Annotated in this window: 17 protein-coding genes; 2 read left to right on the top strand and 15 right to left on the bottom strand. The window is 68.3% G+C overall.

Features of this window, described 5'->3' with window-relative positions; translation table 11 throughout:
* The 7 genes from ftsL to dksA all read right to left on the bottom strand — a co-directional run bounded on the left by ftsL (window position 1) and on the right by dksA (window position 6,175).
* Window positions 1-348, bottom strand: coding sequence for a cell division protein FtsL (ftsL, locus tag VAR608DRAFT_RS19440; RefSeq protein ID WP_088955536.1), 348 nt, complete (start codon window positions 346-348; stop codon window positions 1-3).
* 7 nt (window positions 349-355) lie between these two features.
* A complete protein-coding gene (gene rsmH, locus VAR608DRAFT_RS19435; RefSeq protein ID WP_088955535.1) occupies window positions 356-1,291 on the bottom strand; it encodes a 16S rRNA (cytosine(1402)-N(4))-methyltransferase RsmH in 936 nt (311 codons plus the stop codon).
* An 8-nt stretch (window positions 1,292-1,299) separates the two neighbouring features.
* Window positions 1,300-1,728 carry a division/cell wall cluster transcriptional repressor MraZ gene (gene mraZ, locus VAR608DRAFT_RS19430; RefSeq protein ID WP_088955534.1) on the bottom strand — a complete coding sequence of 143 codons (429 nt, stop codon included), beginning with the start codon at window positions 1,726-1,728 and terminating at the stop codon, window positions 1,300-1,302.
* A gap of 260 nt (window positions 1,729-1,988) precedes the next feature.
* Window positions 1,989-3,314 carry an ATP-dependent protease ATPase subunit HslU gene (gene hslU / locus VAR608DRAFT_RS19425; protein WP_088955533.1) on the bottom strand — a complete coding sequence of 442 codons (1,326 nt, stop codon included), beginning with the start codon at window positions 3,312-3,314 and terminating at the stop codon, window positions 1,989-1,991.
* An 8-nt stretch (window positions 3,315-3,322) separates the two neighbouring features.
* Window positions 3,323-3,868: an ATP-dependent protease subunit HslV gene (hslV, locus tag VAR608DRAFT_RS19420; protein ID WP_088955532.1), complete on the bottom strand. Its 546-nt coding sequence runs from the start codon at window positions 3,866-3,868 to the stop codon at window positions 3,323-3,325.
* Between the two features lie 66 nt (window positions 3,869-3,934).
* Complete coding sequence (locus VAR608DRAFT_RS19415; protein ID WP_088955531.1) at window positions 3,935-5,473, bottom strand: STAS domain-containing protein; 1,539 nt, start codon at window positions 5,471-5,473, stop codon at window positions 3,935-3,937.
* Between the two features lie 30 nt (window positions 5,474-5,503).
* Complete coding sequence (dksA, locus tag VAR608DRAFT_RS19410) at window positions 5,504-6,175, bottom strand: RNA polymerase-binding protein DksA (RefSeq protein WP_331713000.1); 672 nt, start codon at window positions 6,173-6,175, stop codon at window positions 5,504-5,506.
* Here dksA and VAR608DRAFT_RS38400 point away from each other — a divergent pair.
* Window positions 6,135-6,608 carry a hypothetical protein gene (locus VAR608DRAFT_RS38400; protein WP_088955529.1) on the top strand — a complete coding sequence of 158 codons (474 nt, stop codon included), beginning with the start codon at window positions 6,135-6,137 and terminating at the stop codon, window positions 6,606-6,608. The genes dksA and VAR608DRAFT_RS38400 overlap by 41 nt on opposite strands.
* Window positions 6,609-6,714: 106 nt before the next feature.
* Here the strand turns inward: VAR608DRAFT_RS38400 and VAR608DRAFT_RS19400 are convergent, their stop codons facing one another.
* The 7 genes from VAR608DRAFT_RS19400 to VAR608DRAFT_RS19370 all read right to left on the bottom strand — a co-directional run bounded on the left by VAR608DRAFT_RS19400 (window position 6,715) and on the right by VAR608DRAFT_RS19370 (window position 13,017).
* On the bottom strand, window positions 6,715-7,761 hold the full coding sequence (locus tag VAR608DRAFT_RS19400) for a CobW family GTP-binding protein (RefSeq protein WP_088955528.1): 1,047 nt from the start codon (window positions 7,759-7,761) through the stop codon (window positions 6,715-6,717).
* Between the two features lie 212 nt (window positions 7,762-7,973).
* Window positions 7,974-9,176, bottom strand: coding sequence for a class I SAM-dependent rRNA methyltransferase (locus VAR608DRAFT_RS19395; protein WP_088955527.1), 1,203 nt, complete (start codon window positions 9,174-9,176; stop codon window positions 7,974-7,976).
* Window positions 9,173-10,156, bottom strand: a complete 984-nt coding sequence (locus tag VAR608DRAFT_RS19390; protein WP_231972896.1) for a tyrosine recombinase XerC — start codon at window positions 10,154-10,156, stop codon at window positions 9,173-9,175. The genes VAR608DRAFT_RS19395 and VAR608DRAFT_RS19390 overlap by 4 nt, the downstream gene beginning before the upstream one ends.
* Before the next feature lie 13 nt (window positions 10,157-10,169).
* Window positions 10,170-10,778 (bottom strand): YdcF family protein, encoded by a 609-nt coding sequence (locus VAR608DRAFT_RS19385; protein ID WP_231972895.1) that lies wholly within the window; start codon window positions 10,776-10,778, stop codon window positions 10,170-10,172.
* Window positions 10,775-11,464: a DUF484 family protein gene (locus VAR608DRAFT_RS19380; protein WP_088955525.1), complete on the bottom strand. Its 690-nt coding sequence runs from the start codon at window positions 11,462-11,464 to the stop codon at window positions 10,775-10,777. Before VAR608DRAFT_RS19380 ends, VAR608DRAFT_RS19385 begins: the two co-directional genes overlap by 4 nt.
* Window positions 11,461-12,336 (bottom strand): diaminopimelate epimerase, encoded by an 876-nt coding sequence (gene dapF, locus VAR608DRAFT_RS19375; RefSeq protein ID WP_088955524.1) that lies wholly within the window; start codon window positions 12,334-12,336, stop codon window positions 11,461-11,463. Before dapF ends, VAR608DRAFT_RS19380 begins: the two co-directional genes overlap by 4 nt.
* A gap of 27 nt (window positions 12,337-12,363) precedes the next feature.
* Entirely contained in the window at window positions 12,364-13,017 is a 654-nt protein-coding gene (locus tag VAR608DRAFT_RS19370; protein ID WP_231972894.1) for a 2-hydroxychromene-2-carboxylate isomerase, read from the bottom strand.
* A gap of 3 nt (window positions 13,018-13,020) precedes the next feature.
* Here VAR608DRAFT_RS19370 and VAR608DRAFT_RS19365 point away from each other — a divergent pair, with 3 nt between their 5' ends.
* Complete coding sequence (locus tag VAR608DRAFT_RS19365) at window positions 13,021-14,598, top strand: SidA/IucD/PvdA family monooxygenase (RefSeq protein WP_088955523.1); 1,578 nt, start codon at window positions 13,021-13,023, stop codon at window positions 14,596-14,598.
* 12 nt (window positions 14,599-14,610) lie between these two features.
* Here VAR608DRAFT_RS19365 and VAR608DRAFT_RS19360 read toward each other — a convergent pair whose 3' ends face one another.
* The gene (locus VAR608DRAFT_RS19360; protein WP_088955522.1) at window positions 14,611-15,513 is read right to left on the bottom strand and encodes a ketopantoate reductase family protein; all 903 of its coding nucleotides are present in this window, start codon (window positions 15,511-15,513) and stop codon (window positions 14,611-14,613) included.
* Window positions 15,514-15,723 lie beyond the last annotated feature (210 nt).

Raw genomic sequence — 15,723 nt, 5'->3', positions numbered from 1 at the left:
TCAGTGCGCTCCTCGCGGGGTGGCGGGGCGCTGCGCGGGCGCGGTCGCTGCGGTTGCGGGCATGGCGACGGCCGGGATCACGGTGCCGTCCTGGCGCACGTACTGCGTGATCGCGGGCGTGGTCGTGCGCATCTTGAGCTGCTCCTTGGCGAGCTTCTCGATGCGCAGCGGCGTGGCCTGTGCGCGCTTCTCGACCTGCAGGCGGTCCTGGTCGAGCTCGAGGCGCCGGGTTTCGAGCTCGACCCGGTGCAGCTCGGTGAAGAGCTGCCGCGACAGGTACTGCGTATGCACGAGGTACATCGCCGAGCCCAGCACGGCGATCAGGAGGAGCAGGTTCAGGCGGATCATGGCTTCTTCAGCCCCCATCCGCGGTGCGCTCTGCCACGCGCAGGATCGCGCTGCGTGCGCGCGGGTTGCCGTCGACCTCGGCCTGCGACGGCTTCACGCGGCCCAGGGAGCGCAGCTTCATCGCCTTCGGCGCAGCGAAGGGCGCGCGACGGTCGTAGACCTCGCGCGAATGCTTCGCGATGAACTGCTTCACGATGCGGTCTTCCAGCGAATGGAAGCTGATCACCGCGAGCCGACCCTGGGGCTTGAGCACGACGAGACTCGCTTCTAGCGCCTGTTGCAGCTCTTCAAGCTCGGCGTTGATGAAAATCCGAAGAGCCTGAAATGTGCGCGTTGCAGGGTTCTGGCCCGGCTCGCGGGTTTTGACCGCGCCAGCCACGAGCTGGGCCAGCTCGGTGGTGGTTGAAATTGGGCCCCGTTCTTGTCGGCGAGCAACAATCGCCTTTGCAATCTGAACAGCAAACCGTTCTTCGCCATAGTCACGAATCACCTCCGCAATCTGCTGCTGGTCGGCCGTTGCCAGCCACTCGGCCACACTCTCCCCGCGCGTGGTGTCCATGCGCATGTCGAGCGGCCCCTCGAAACGAAAAGAAAAACCCCGGGCGGGGTTGTCGATCTGGGGAGAGCTGATTCCGAGGTCCAGCAGCAGGCCTGACACGCTGCCCGGCGGGAGCTCTCCCAGGTCCTTGAATCCCTGGTGACGGATGGAAAAACGCGCATCCTGGATGCGCGCTGCTTCGGCCACCGCTTCCGCGTCCTTGTCGAACGCGATGAGGCGGCCCTCCGGCCCCAGCCTGGCGAGGATCGCGCGGCTGTGCCCGCCGCGGCCGAAGGTGGCATCCACGTAGGTGCCCGCAGGCGGCGGCGCGTGCGGACCGTCGGGGAAGAGGGCATCCACCGCTTCCTTCAACATGACGGTCGTGTGAGTCCATGGCTCCTGCACTTCGCGCCTCAGAACGAAAAGTCCTGGAATACGTCCGGCATCTGGCCTTGGGTGGCCTCGGCCTCCTTGGCATCGTAGGTCGCCTTGTCCCAGAGCTCGAAGTGGTTGCCCATGCCGAGGAGCAGGGCATCGCGCGTGATGCCGGCGGCGGCGCGCAGTTCGGGCGAAACCAGCACGCGACCGGTGCCGTCCATCTCGACGTCCATCGCGTTGCCGAGGAAGACGCGCTTCCACCACTGGGCCGACATCGGCAGCTGGGCGATGCGTTCGCGGAACTTCTCCCACTCGGGACGCGGGAACACCATGAGGCAGCCGTGGGGGTGCTTGGTGATCGTGAGCTGGCCGCCGGCGGTCGCGCTCAGGACGTCACGGTGCCGGGTCGGCACCGAGAGCCGCCCCTTGGCATCGAGATTGAGCGATGAAGCGCCTTGAAACACGACCTGAAAACCCCGCTTGGGAGAGCCGCCGCATGGGTTCTTGCGGCAGTTCTCGACACTTTTTCCCACTTAACTGCACTTTTTTGCACTGTAGCAGGAAACGACTACTGCGCAACGGGAGGTCGCCGGAATTTTTTGTAATGGAATCAACGACTTAGCGGCGTTTTCGCAACCGCGAAAAACCGAATTCCGTTGCAAATGAAGTACTTAGCTCACGCAATGAATGTGTTGCGTGAAGCGTCCGTTACATGGCGCGGGAATCAGAGGATGAACCGGGAGAGATCCTCGTCGTGACTTAGTGCCGAAAGCCGCGCATCCACGTAGGCGGCATCGATGCGCACCGACTGGCCGCCCAGGCGGGTGGCGTCGAAGCTCACCTCGTCGAGCAGGCGCTCCATGACCGTCGAGAGGCGCCGCGCGCCGATGTTCTCGGTGCGCTCGTTGACATCGAAAGCGATGCTCGCCAGGCGGGTGATGCCGTCGGGCATGAACTCGAGCCCGACGCCCTCGGTCGCCAGCAGCGCCTGGTACTGCTTGACCAGCGAGGCCTGCGTTTGCGTCAGGATGCTTTCGAAGTCCGACACCGAGAGCGACTGCAGCTCGACCCGGATCGGAAAGCGGCCCTGCAGTTCGGGGATCAGGTCGCTGGGCTTGCTGAGATGGAAGGCGCCGCTCGCGATGAAGAGGATGTGGTCGGTGCGCACCACGCCGTACTTGGTGCTCACGGCCGTGCCTTCGACCAGCGGCAGCAGGTCGCGCTGCACGCCCTGGCGCGAGACATCGGCGCCCTGCCCTTCGGCGCGCGAGGCAACCTTGTCGATCTCGTCGATGAAGACGATGCCGTTCTGCTCGGCATTTTGTATGGCCTGGCTGCGGATCTCGTCCTCGTTGACCAGCTTGGCCGCTTCCTCCTCGATCAGGAGGCGCATCGCCTCGGAGATCTTGAGCTTGCGCGTCTTGCGCTTGCCGCCGCCGAGCTGGCCGAACATGCCGCGAAGCTGCTCGGTCATTTCCTCCATGCCGGCCGGGCCCATGATCTCGAGCGGCATCTTGGTGTCGGCCAGCTCGATCTCGATTTCCTTGTCGTCCAGCTCGTGCTGGCGCAGCTTCTTGCGAAAGGCCTGGCGCGTGGCGTTGCCGGTGTCGGAGGTGCTGCTGCCGTCCGCCAGGCGTGCCGGCGGCAGCAGCACGTCGAGGATGCGCTCTTCCGCGCCGTCTTCCGCGCGCATGCGGACCTTGGCGCTCTCGGTCTCGCGCGTCTGCTTGACCGCGATCTCGGCCAGGTCGCGAACGATCGAGTCGACGTCCTTGCCGACGTAGCCCACCTCGGTGAACTTGGTCGCCTCGACCTTGATGAAGGGCGCATCGGCCAGCCGCGCGAGGCGGCGCGCGATCTCGGTCTTGCCGACGCCCGTCGGGCCGATCATGAGGATGTTCTTGGGCGTGATCTCGGCACGCAGCTTCTCCTCGACCTGTTGCCGGCGCCAGCGGTTGCGCAGGGCGATCGCCACGGCGCGCTTGGCCTCGGGCTGCCCGACGATGTGGTTGTCGAGCTCGGAGACGATTTCCTGGGGAGTCATGGACATGGGAGGTCTCACAGGCTCTCGATGGTGTGGTGCATGTTGGTGTAGATGCAGAGCTCGCCCGCGATCTCGAGCGACTTGCGGACGATCTGCTCGGCGGTCAGATCGGTGCTGTCGACCAGCGCCTTGGCCGCGGCCTGCGCGTACGCGCCGCCGGAGCCGATCGCGATGATGCCGTTCTCGGGCTCCAGCACGTCACCGTTGCCGGTGATGATCAAAGAGGTGGTCGCGTCGGCCACCGCCAGCATCGCCTCCAGCCGGCGCAGCACGCGGTCGGTGCGCCAGTCCTTGGTGAGCTCGATGGCGGCGCGCGCCAGATGGCCCTGGTGTTTCTCTAGCTTGGCCTCGAAACGCTCGAACAGGGTGAATGCGTCGGCGGTCGCGCCGGCGAATCCGGCCAGTACCTTGCCGTGGTAGAGGCGCCGGACCTTGCGCGCGCTGCCCTTGATGACGATGTTGCCGAGGGTGACCTGGCCGTCACCGCCGATGGCCACCTGGTCGCCACCAGCGGTCTTGCGGCGGACGCTGATGATCGTGGTTCCGTGAAATTGTTCCATGCGACATTATCTTTGGTCGCCCCCACGCCCGCCGCGCCGCGAGTGGACGCCCACCCCCGCCAGCGGTCAATCCCGGGTCTTGACAGTCGCGTGGTCGGCGATGCCGATCACGGCGAAGAACGCCGCGACGAGGCGATGCGCCTCGGTGAACTGGACGCTCTGCCCGCGCACGTGCCGCGCCGTCACCCAGTTGAGCAGCGTCCCCGCGGCCGTGAAGTCCATGCGGACGAGGGCCGCGCAGGAAATGGCCGGCGTTGCCGTTTCGCCGAGTTCGCCGTCGAGCCGCTGCCAGGTGGAAAGGGACTCGCCGGCCAGATCGCCGCAGAGCGCCGCACTGCCCCCCTCCGGCGTGCCGTCGGCAGCGGCAGGGAAGCCGCCGGGCCGGGTGGCTCTCGGGACATCGAAGGGCAGGTAGGCGCCCTTGGGATCCTCCCAGGGCGGCGGCGACACCTCGTAGGTGATGCAGTAGTTGAGCGCGAGGAGTTCGAATTCGTCGGCCCGGTGCATCACGCGCAGTGCCGCCATGTGGAGCTGCCACCAGACCGCGTCGACGTTGCGTTCGTTGGCCGGCGTCGCCTCGGCCAGCACCAGCAGCAACTGGTCCGCCCCCGCAAAGCGCAGTTGGACCGCCGAATCCGACCAGTGATTGAACAAGGCGCGCAAGGGCGCGGCGGCGTCGACCTCGATGGTGTCGAGCGCGGTCCAGTCGAGCTTCCAGGAAGGTCCGGCGGCGCCGAGGGCGCGCGTGAGGCCGATCAGCGCCTCGCGCGTGAGGCGCGGCGGGCTCGACCAATCCGCACCGCCCGCCTGGGGAGTATCCGGCGGCAACAGCGCCACCGCTGCCGCACGCGCGGAATTCGCGAGCGCGCGCAGCGAAATCCAGTCGGGCGGCGTGCGCTTCATGCGCTGTGCATAGCGGGTGCCCGTGGCAACGAATTTCTCGGCGTCACCGGTGGCGCGATAGAAGTCGAGGAGCGTGCGCCAGGTGTCGTCGTGCTCCCCCGAGGGGCTGTCGGGCGCCAGCGCCTGCAGAAGGATCGCCTCGGCACCGTCATCGTCGCCGTGGGCGAAGCGGATGGCTGCCTCTTCGATGCTGCCGTCGTGCGTGGGGACATCGGCAGGCGCCTGCTGCGCGCCGGCGCCGCCCTGCGGCACGCCGGGCACGGTATCGGCGTAGGCGCGCGAATGCTGCACGGCCATCGGCCCGGCGGGCGCCCCCTCGGCCTTTTCCTCGGCGCGGGCGTTGCGGGCCTTCCACCACTGCTGCGACATCTGCTCTTCGATCTCGTCGATCTTCTTGAGCGTGAGCGCCCTGCCGTCGGACTTGCCCGAGGTGCTGCTGACATTGAAGGAGGACGGCGTCGCCGCCGCATCGCGGCCGCCGGCGGCCTCGCGCTGCCGCAGCTTGCGCAGCATGTCGAACTCGCGGCGGCGCACGAAATCGTTGCGCTGCCGCCGCTCGATCATCTCCTTGAGCATTTCACGGCTGTAGCTGTTCTCGAGCGACGCCGAATCGTCGGCGTCGAGCTCCGACCAGTCCTTCAGCGGATTGCGAACGAACTTCGCGACCTTCGACAGCAGGCGGCCGGTTTCTTCCTTGCCCATGCGCTTCGTCTCCGTCCGGCTCCCGCGCGGTCAGTCCCCGAACATCTTCTGCTTGAGCTCGCGGCGCTGCTGCGCCTCGAGGGACAGCGTCGCGGTCGGGCGGGCCAGCAGGCGGCCGACGCCGATGGGCTCGCCGGTCTCGTCGCAGTAGCCGTAGTCGCCGGCGTCGATGCGCTGGATCGACTGCTCGATCTTCTTGAGCAGCTTGCGCTCGCGGTCGCGGGTGCGCAGTTCGAGCGCGTGCTCTTCCTCGATGGTCGCGCGATCGGCCGGGTCGGGCACGACCACGGTGTCCTCACGCAGGTGCTCGGTCGTCTCGCCGGCGTTCTCGAGGATGCCGCGCTTGAGTTCCTGCAGCTTCAGGCGGAAGAACGCCATCTGCTTCTCGTTCATGTATTCGGAATCCGGCATCGCAATGACTTCGGCGTCGGTCAGCTCCTCGGCGGACTTGGCCTTCCAGTTGTTCGCGAGCTTGGGGTCCTTCTTGATCGCGACCGGCGGCGGCGGGACCAGCGCGTTGGACGAGGTCTGCACGAAGCTGGATTTGGCGGCGGTCGACGCGACCGCCTGCGGCATGGAGGGCACGGTCACCTGCGACAGCCGGGACGACGGGCGCGCACTGCGGGCGGGCACGGAGGCGGCGGTTCCGGCGGGAGTCACCGTGGCGGTAGAGGATTCGGAGGCAGCAGCCGTTTTTTTCATGGGAGTCGGTGGTGCAGATGGCGCGGGGTGGGAACCGGCCGGTTTGGAGGACGAGGCGCCGGCAGTCGCCGCCTTGACCTTGCTCGTGGCGGAGGCCGTGGAGGCGGCGGCGGGCTGGGCGGGCTTTGCAGCTGAAACCTTCTTCGCCGCGGACACAGCCTGCCTGGCAACCGCCGTCTTCTTGACGGCCGGCTTCGAGGCTGGCTTGGCTTTGGCGACAGGCTTCTTCACAGTGACTGGCTCCTTCGACGAACTCGAAACGCACATTCAATGGATGTCTCCCCCGTGGATTTCACGGGTGCTCGCCAACGGCGAACCCAAGGGTTATACCCCTGAAAACGACCCAAGAACGCACGCAGTCTTATGCCGGAAGTCACACACCGCCCTAAAAGAAGGGCGGGGTGGCTCCCGGAACAGGCGCGCGATTGTATAGAGAAGTCGAAGCGGCCGGTGGGATCACCCCCGACGCTCCTGCACTGTGTGTTCTCGCTACCCCCAAGCGGGGGCGCAGGCCGGCCTGGGGCGGCCCGGCGCCGGCCTCAGACCAGACACTGATCCAGGCCTTGCTCCAGGATCTCGCGCGGCAGGTCGATGCCGATGAAGACCATCCGGCTGTCGCGCTTTTCGCCCTGCCCCCAGGCGGGGCCGAGATCGCTGCCCATGAGCTGGTGCACGCCCTGGAAGATCACCTTGCGCTCGGTGCCCTGCATGTGGAGCACGCCCTTGTAGCGCAGCATGCGCGGGCCGTAGATATTGACCACCGCGCCGAGGAAGTCCTCCAGCCGCGCCGGGTCGAACGGCCGGTCGGCACGGTAGACGAAGCTCTTCACGTCGTCGTCGTGGTGATGGTGGTGGCCCTGCCCGTCGTGCTGGTGCGAGGGGTGGTCGCAGTGCTCGCCGTGCACATGGTCGTGGTCGTGCTCGTCCTCCTCCTTGAGGAAGTCCGGATCGATATCCAGCTTGGCATTGAGGTTGAAGCCGCGCAGGTCGAACACATCCTTGAGCGGCACCTCGCCGAAGTGCACCTTCTGCTGCGGCGCGCGCGGGTTCATGTGCTTGAGCCGATGGATCAGCGCATCGGTTTCCTCGGCGGCGACGAGGTCGGTCTTGCTGATGAAGATCTGGTCGGCAAAGCCCACCTGCCGGCGCGCCTCCTGGCGGTCGTCGAGCTGCTGGGGCGCGTGCTTGGCGTCCACCAGCGTCAGGATCGAGTCCAGCAGATAGCTCTCGGCGATCTCGTCGTCCATGAAGAAGGTCTGTGCGACCGGGCCCGGGTCGGCCAGGCCGGTGGTCTCGATCACCACGCGGTCGAAGTCGAGCAGGCCCTTGCGCTTCTTGGCGGCCAGCAACTGCAGAGCTTCCCGCAGGTCCTCGCGGATCGTGCAACAGATGCAACCGTTGCTCATCTGCACGATCTGCTCCTTGGACTCGGTCACCAGGATGTCGTTGTCGATGTTCTCCTCGCCGAATTCGTTCTCGATGACGGCGATCTTCTGGCCGTGCGCCTCGGTCAGGACGCGCTTGAGCAGCGTGGTCTTGCCGGAGCCGAGAAAGCCGGTGAGGATGGTCGCGGGGATGAGGGCCATAAGTATGAAATCTCCCCCAGCCTCGCCCACTTCGTGTGGCTCTGCACCCCCTCTCCGGGGGCGCACCCGGCGGCCCGGCAAAGCCGGTTCCGCGGGTGCCCTGGCCCGGGTCGGGCCAGTTTCAGAAGTTGTGGCGAAGCTGGTGGTTGTGAAAAACGGAAAGTTTAGCGACGGCCGCCCGGCCCCGCTGCGCCAGGGTCAAACGCCATTTGCTATTTGCGCACCACCACCAGGCCTTTCAAGTATTCGCCTTCCGGGAACTCGATGGTCATGGGGTGGTCGGGCGCGGCGCCGAGGCGCTCGGTGATGTAGCCGTCCACCCCGGCATCGATGCCCGCCGAGGCCACGATCTTGTGGAACAGATCGGCACCGATGCCGCCGGAGCACGAGAAAGTCAGCAGGTGCCCGCCCGGCGCGAGCAGCTTGAAGGCCTGCCGGTTGAGGTCCTTGTAGGCGCGCGCGGCCCGCTCGGCATGGGCGACGGTCGGCGCGAACTTGGGCGGGTCGAGCACGATGGCATCGAAGGTCCGGCCCTCGTCCACGAAGCGGCGCAGCGAGGCATTGACGTCGGCGTCCTGGAATTCGGCCCGGGCAGCGTCGAAACCGTTGAGCGCCAGGTGCGCCCGCGCCCGTTCGAGCGCCGGCAGCGACGAATCGATGGAAATGAGCTCGGCCCCTTCGACCGCCCCGGCCGCCTTCAGCCCCGCCAGCGCGGCGACCGTGAACCCGCCCGTGTAGCAGAAGCAGTTGAGCACGCGCCTGAACCGGCGCCGCGCCGCCAGTTCTGCAAAGCGCTTGCGGCTGTCGCGCTGGTCCAGGTAGAAGCCGGTCTTGTGGCCGGTTGCGATGTCGAGGCTAAGGCGCCATTCGTGCTCGCGGATCGTGAGCTCGGTCTCGCCGCTGCCGCGCAGCCAGCCGGTGACCGGCGGCAGCCCTTCGCGCTCGCGGCCGCTGGCGTCGGAGCGCTCGTAGAGCTTCGCCAAGCCGGTGGCCGCGAGCAAGGCATCCGCCAGGATGCTCTTCCAGCGCTCCACGCCGGCCGAGAGAAACTGCGCCACCAGCGTGTCGCCGTAGCGGTCGACGATCAGCCCCGGCAACCCGTCGGCCTCGCCATGGACGAGGCGCACGCCGTCGCTTGGCAGATCGAAGAGGCTCCGGGCCCGGGCCGCGCTCGCGACCCGCGCGGCAAGGAACGCGGCATCGATGCGCTGCCTTTCATCGAAGCTCCAGGCCCGCGCGCGGATCTTGGAGTTCGGACTGAACGCCGCCCAGGCGAGGAACTTGCCCTCGGCCGATTCGATGCGCACGGTCTCGCCCGCGTCGCCACCGCCCTTGGCGATGGCGGATTCGAAGACCCAGGGATGGCGCCGCTGCAGCGAGCGCTCCTTGCCGGGCCGAAGACGGAGGACTTTCATGGTTTGCTGCTCTTGATCTTTCTTTCGTCCGCGGGCTTCTGCTCATCGCGGGCGCGCGCCCTGGGATGGGCGGCGTCATAGGCCCGCGCGAGATGCTGGAAATCCAGCCGCGTGTAGACCTGCGTGGTCGAGATGTTCGCGTGCCCGAGCAGTTCCTGCACCGCGCGCAGGTCGCTGCTCGACTGCAGCACGTGGCTTGCGAAGGAATGCCGCAGCATGTGGGGGTGCACCGGCACCGCGAGGCCGGCTTTCAGGCTGCGCTGGCGCAGTTGCTTCCAGACCGACTGCGCCGAGAAGCGCAGGCCGTTGCGGCCGATGAAGAGGGCGGCCGCGCTTTCGGGATTGCAGAGCCGCGCCGCTTCGATGGCCGGACAGTCGTCCCGCACCGCGAGCCATGCGCGCAGGGCTTCGGCGGCCTTGCTGCCGACCGGCACGAGGCGGCGCTTGCCGCCCTTGCCGAGCACGTTGGCTTCGGCCGATTCGAGATCGACCCAGCCGCGCGCCGCGGGACTCGGCCGCGCGTCCAGGCCGGTCAGCTCGCCGACCCGCAGGCCGCAGCCGTAGAGAAGCTCGACGATGGCGCGGTCGCGCGCCTCGGCCCAAGGGTCGGCTTCCGCGTCGTGGAGTTCCGCGAGCCGGACGGCGTCGTCGACCGCGAGCGCCTTCGGCAGCGGCCGCTCCGCCTTCGGCGCGTGGACGTCCTGCACCGGATTCGAACCCACCAGCCCCTCATTGCCGAGCCAGCGATAGAAGCTGCGCCAGCACGACAGCACCAGCGCAATGCCGCGCGACTCGCGCCCGGCGCTGTGGAGCTGGGCCATCCAGCGCCGCACGTGCGCGGTCTGCACCGTGTCGAGCGCAAGCCCGGCCGCCTCCGCCTTCTCGGCGAGCGCCTTCAGATGGATGGCGTAGAGATCCACCGTACGCGCGGCGAGGCGGCGCTCGACGCGCACGTATTCGAGGTACTTTTCAATCAGCACGCAGATCTCCGCGCTAGAAATGCACGGAATTCTTGACGATCGCGAAGGGCTCGCGCAACGCACCCTTGAACACCATGCCCCAGCGCTGCCAGCAGGAAGTCCGCGCGGCGGCATATTGCACGTCGAAGATCCGGTCGAAGCCGGATCCTCTGACCAGGCGCTCGGCACGCCACAGGTGATAGGGCTCGGTGACGATGATCACGCTCTGCACCCCCGCCGCCTGCATCAGCGGGCCGGACATCGACAGGTTTTCGAGCGTGGTCTGCGAGCGCGGCTCCAGCAAGAGCGGACCGGCGTAGCCGGCCGAGCGCGCATGCCGCTCCATGACTTCGGCTTCGATGCGCCCGTCTTCACTGTCCATGCCGCCACTGAGGACCAGCTTCTGCACGAGCCCCGCCTTCGCGAGCGCAATGCCGGCATCGACGCGGCCGGTCAGGCAGGGATTGGGTTTGCCGTCGCGATAGGCCCGGTTGCCGAGCACCAGCGCCGCATCGGCCGCGCGCTGCGGCGGATGCGCGAGCACCTCGCGCGCATGCCGCCAGACCATGACCGAGATCGAGAGATAGCCGACGAGGAAGACCAGCAGCGCGCCCCACAGGCCGCGCCGAAGCGCAGGACTCAAGACCGCAGCCGCGACAGCGCGCTCGAGGCGAGCTCGGCGATGCGCTCCAGGAAGTCGGTGCCCATCTCGGCGTTGTAGCGCTGCGCATCCGGCGAGGCGAGCACCAGCAGGCCGAAAGCCGGCGACTCGGGCGCGTCGCGCAGCGGGATCAGCGCGATCGACACCGCGGCCTGCGGCTCGGCCAGCCAGTTGGCCGCCTCGAAGCCGGAGTTCAGGCCGCAATACGGCGCAGTCAGCGAAGTCACGAGCGTCTTCACGTCGTCGCTCACCGATTGCGTGTAGGCCTCGTTGAAGTAGGCGCTGTCGCAATCCCAGACCTTGATGGCGGCTTGCGGCACCAGGAAGAGACTCTGCAGTTGCGAGGCGATCTCCACGGGAAGGTGGCGCGGATCGCGCGTGGTCAGCAGCGCGCGCGTCCAGCGCTGGAGCCGGTCGGCCGTCACGCCGTTCTCGGTGCCGTGGCGCACCATGTCCATGATGCGGTGCTCCAGCGCCTTGATCTTCTCGCGCAGCATCTCGGCCTGCCGCTCCTGCAGGCTGACCGCGCGATTGCCGTGCGGGCTGGTGAGCTGCACCTGGCCCAGCAGCTGCGCGTGGCGCTCGAAGAAGTCCGGGGTGTTCGACAGGTAGTTGGCGATGTCGTCTTCGGTGATCGGGTTCATGACGTCTTGGTTGAAATTCTTCATGGCAGGTCCGGGACTTCGATGTCGCCTTCGAACACGGTGATCGCGGGGCCGGTCATCAGCACCGGCGCGCCGTCGCCGGCCCATTCGATGGTCAGCAGGCCGCCGCGCGTCTCGACATCCACGCGCGATTCGAGCAGGCCGAGCCGGATGCCGGCCACCACCGCCGCGCAGGCGCCGGTGCCGCAGGCCAGCGTTTCGCCCGCGCCGCGCTCGAAGACGCGCAGCCGCACCTGCGAGCGGTCGACCACCTGCATGAAGCCGGCATTGACCCGCTGCGGAAAGCGCGGATGGTGCTCGATCAGCGGCCCCTGCTTGGCCACCGGCGCGGTGTCGACGTTGTCGACCAGCTGCACCGCATGCGGATTGCCCATCGACAGCACCGCGACCGAGACGATCGCGCTGTCGGCATGCGTGCCGAGCGCCAGATGCCACTTGTGCCAGCCGTTTTCGTGCAGCGGGGTGAGCCCGGCGGTGTCGAAGGGAACGCGCGCGGGCTCGAAGATCGGCGCGCCCATGTCCACGGTCACGCGGCCGTCGGCGCCCATGCGCGGCTCGATGACGCCGGAAAGCGTCTGCACGCGCACCGTCTGCTTGGGCGTGAGGCCGTGCTCGTGCACGAAGCGCATGAAGCAGCGCGCACCGTTGCCGCACTGCTCGACCTCGCCGCCGTCGGCGTTGTGGATCACGTACTGGAAGTCGACGCCTTCGCCCGGCGACGGCCGTACCGACAGGATCTGGTCGGCGCCGACGCCGAAATGGCGGTCGGCCAGGAAGCGGTATTGCGCCGGCCCCAGGCCGAGCGGACCGCGGGTCTCGTCCAGCACGACGAAGTCGTTGCCGGCGCCCTGCATCTTGGTGAAGCGGATTCGCATCGGGGAATTATCTGCTGGCGCCTGCGACTATGCGCCGCGCGGGGCGCGGAGCCGGTCGAGCGCGCGATCGAGGAACACCAGCCGGTCCTGCCCCCAGAAGCGCTCGCCGCCCAGGATGTAGATCGGCGCGCCGAAAACGCCCCGGTCCGCCGCCTCGGCGGTGTACGCGCGGTAGGCGGCCTGGGTCTGCGCCGTCCGTTCCTGCGCCTGCAGTGCCGTGCCGTCATAGCCGTTCTCGTCGGCGACCGCGATGCGGACCGCGGCGTCCGAGGTGTCGCGCTCTTCCGCCCACAAGGCGCGCAGCAGCGCATGGGACAAGGGCTGGGCATCGAGGCCCTGGAGCTGGGCGGCGATCACCATCCAGCCGGCGTACTTGTTCCAGTCGGGATCGGCCGGCGCGCCCTTCGGATAGTGCGCCGGTTCGAGCGTGAGCGGCATGCCCAGGTGCTCGCGCCAGCGCGCGAGCTCGAGCGCGTGATAGCTCCGGCGCGCTTCGGGTCGGGTCTTGAGCGGAATGCCGCCGGTCTGCGGCACCACCGCCTGGAAGTCGTAGGGCTTGAGCGTGAGCTTCACATGGTGGCGACGCACGATGTCCTGGAGCTGGGGGCCGCCGAGGTAGGCCCAGGGAGAGGACAAGCTGTAGTAGCAGTCGAGCGCGATCATGATCTGGATTATCTTCACGCGATGGCTTCCCAAGACCCCGCTTTCATCCCGAACGCCGAAGCGCTGCCCGCGGTCCCGCTGCAATTCGCCGCCAGCCCGCGCCACACCGAGGCGCTCGACCGCCTGGCCGCGCAGGCGCGCGCCGATCTCGAGCGCATCAACGTGCCGCCGCCCGCCTGGGTCCTGCCGGCCGAATCGGCCACGGCGCAGTCGCCGGTGCTCGACGTGCTGGTGGCCGGCGCCGGCATGTGCGGACAGACCGCCGCCTACGCGCTGCGCCGCGAAGGCGTCACGAACATCCGCGTGATCGACCGCGCCGCGCGCGGCGAGGAAGGCCCGTGGGGCACCTACGCGCGCATGCTCACGCTGCGCAGCCCCAAGCACATCGGCGGGCCCGAGCTGGGCCTGCCGTCGCTCAGCTTTCGCGCCTGGTACGAGGCACAGCACGGCGAAGGCGCGGCGACCTCCGGACTGGGGGCACCCGGCTGGCAGGCGCTGCACAAGATCGGCCGCGTCGACTGGCGCGACTATCTGCTGTGGGTGCGCGACACGGTCGGGCTTCCGGTCGAGAACGGCGTGTCGCTGAATTCGGTCTCGCATTCGGACGACGGCCGGCTGCTCCACATCGAACTGGAACATGCCGATGGCCGGCGCGAAACGGTCCGCACGCGCCAACTCGTGCTGGCGCTGGGGCGCGACGGCAGCGGCGCGCCGCGCTGGCCCGACTTTCCCTCGCTCAGGCCGGGCGATCCGCTGGCGGCCGGGCGCGTCTTCCATTCCGCCGATGCGATCGACTTCGCGAGCTGGGAAGGCTGCCGCATCGGCGTGCTCGGCGCCGGCGCCTCGGCCTTCGACAACGCGGCCTGCGCGCTCGAAGCGGGCGCCGCCAACGTCACGCTGTTCGCGCGCCGCGCGCACCTGCCGCAGGTCAACAAGAGCAAGGCCGCATCGACGCACGGCTTCCTGCGCGGCTTCGAGGGGCTCGACGATCCGCGCAAGTGGCGGGTCTACACCTACATCTTCGACGAGCAGGTTCCGCCGCCCTGGGAAACCGTGCGGCGCTGCGACGCGCACGACGCCTTCCTGCTGCGGCTCGGCACGCCGTGGGTCGACGTCGCGCCGGACGAGGACGGCGTGACCGTCACCCTGCCCAACGGCGGCATGGAGCGCTTCGACGCGGTGATCTTCGGCACCGGCTTCGACGTCGACCTGATCGATCGGCCGGAGATCGCGGCCTACATGGCGCAGATCGACACCTGGGCCAACCACATCTCGGCCGACGAGGCCGAGCGCCACCCCGAGCCCGCGCGCTTTCCGTACCTGGGCGCGGGCTTCGAACTGCGCGGCGCCGATCCGGCGCATCCGCAGGCCTCGGCGCTGGCGCGCATGCGCCTCTTCAACTGGGGCGCGACCATGAGCCACGGCGCGCTGGCCGGCGACATCCCGGGCCTCGCGATCGGCGCCACGCGGCTCGCGCAAGGGATCGCGCGCGATCTCTTCGTCGAGGACGCGGACCGCCACTGGGACCGCCTGCAGGCGCACGACGAGCCCGAACTCATCGCCACGCGCTGGTACGTGCCGCCGTCCTCCGAGGAATGAAGCCGCCGGCGCTCAGGCGGGCCTCGCCTGGCGCGCCTCGATCAGCTTGACGAGCGCGAACAGCGTGCGGTTGACCGGCGTCGCCACGCCGAGTGATTCGCCCCTGCGCATCACGTAGCCGTTGAGATGGTCGATCTCGGTGCGCTTGCCGCGCGCGAGGTCCTGCGCGGTGGACGAGTACTGCGTCGGCATCGTCTGCACGAGGCCGGCGACCGCCTGCCATGCATCGCCGGGCAGCCTGACGCCGCCGGCCTGCGCGACCGCGAGGCATTCCTGCACCACGTCGCGCATCACGCCTTCCACGCCCTCGCCGGGCACCACGCGGCCGTAGGGCAGCTGCGAGATCGCCGACAGCGCGTTGTAGGCGCAGTTCAGGATCAGCTTCATCCACAGCGCGCCGATCACGTTGTCGGACACCTGCGTCGGAATGCCCGCCTCTGCGAAGGTCTTCGCGATGTCATCGCTCTGAGCGGTCGGCGCGATGACCAGCTCGCCGCGCCCGTGGTGCCTGAGGTGGCCCGGGCCGGCCATCTCGGTGGCCACGTACACCACGGTGGGCGCGACCACCTGCGACAGACGCGCCTGCAAGCGCTCGGCGTTGTCGACGCCGTTCTGCAGCGTGAGCACCACCGCGCCGGGCTCCAGGTGCGGCTTCATCTCATCGGCGGCGATTTCGGTGTCGGTGGACTTGACGCAGAAGAGGACCAGATCCGCCCCCTGCACCGCGCCGACCTCGGTGCTGGCGTCGAGCCGGACACGCTCCTTGAAGCCGAGCGTATCGAGCAGAAGCCCGTCGCGGCGGATCGCCTCGACATGCTGCGGCCTGCCGATCAGCGTCACCGGATGGCCGGCGCGCGCCAGCATGCCGCCGTAGTAGCAGCCGACCGCGCCGGCGCCCATCACTGCAATCTTCATTGAGTTTCCCTTGTCGGTTCGCGAATCTTCTCACCACGAGGTGTAGAGTTCGCAACCGCTGAGATCCACGGCCTTCAGACTGCGGCAGCACGCATCGCGGATCTCCTCCTCCATGAACCCGGATTGAGGAGACATCTTGAAGGCCGGGCGTCGCGTCCGGGCGTTGTTGCGAAAAAGCCTTCGGCAGGCGTTAATCCGATGCATCACAAC

The organism is Variovorax sp. HW608 (assembly GCF_900090195.1).
GTDB lineage: Bacteria > Pseudomonadota > Gammaproteobacteria > Burkholderiales > Burkholderiaceae_C > Variovorax.
Note: the sequence above shows the minus strand (reverse complement) of the source record. Positions and strands in the feature narration are given on the sequence as shown.

Excerpts from the sequence above, each read along its gene's own strand:
- ftsL (WP_088955536.1), bottom strand. The coding sequence starts at position 348 with ATGATCCGCCTGAACCTGCTCCTCCTGATCGCCGTGCTGGGCTCGGCG.
- hslU (WP_088955533.1), bottom strand. The coding sequence starts at position 3,314 with ATGTCCATGACTCCCCAGGAAATCGTCTCCGAGCTCGACAACCACATC.
- hslV (WP_088955532.1), bottom strand. The coding sequence starts at position 3,868 with ATGGAACAATTTCACGGAACCACGATCATCAGCGTCCGCCGCAAGACC.
- VAR608DRAFT_RS19415 (WP_088955531.1), bottom strand. The coding sequence starts at position 5,473 with ATGGGCAAGGAAGAAACCGGCCGCCTGCTGTCGAAGGTCGCGAAGTTC.
- dksA (WP_331713000.1), bottom strand. The coding sequence starts at position 6,175 with ATGAAAAAAACGGCTGCTGCCTCCGAATCCTCTACCGCCACGGTGACT.
- VAR608DRAFT_RS19400 (WP_088955528.1), bottom strand. The coding sequence starts at position 7,761 with ATGGCCCTCATCCCCGCGACCATCCTCACCGGCTTTCTCGGCTCCGGC.
- VAR608DRAFT_RS19395 (WP_088955527.1), bottom strand. The coding sequence starts at position 9,176 with ATGAAAGTCCTCCGTCTTCGGCCCGGCAAGGAGCGCTCGCTGCAGCGG.
- VAR608DRAFT_RS19380 (WP_088955525.1), bottom strand. The coding sequence starts at position 11,464 with ATGAAGAATTTCAACCAAGACGTCATGAACCCGATCACCGAAGACGAC.
- dapF (WP_088955524.1), bottom strand. The coding sequence starts at position 12,336 with ATGCGAATCCGCTTCACCAAGATGCAGGGCGCCGGCAACGACTTCGTC.
- VAR608DRAFT_RS19365 (WP_088955523.1), top strand. The coding sequence starts at position 13,021 with ATGGCTTCCCAAGACCCCGCTTTCATCCCGAACGCCGAAGCGCTGCCC.
- VAR608DRAFT_RS19360 (WP_088955522.1), bottom strand. The coding sequence starts at position 15,513 with ATGAAGATTGCAGTGATGGGCGCCGGCGCGGTCGGCTGCTACTACGGC.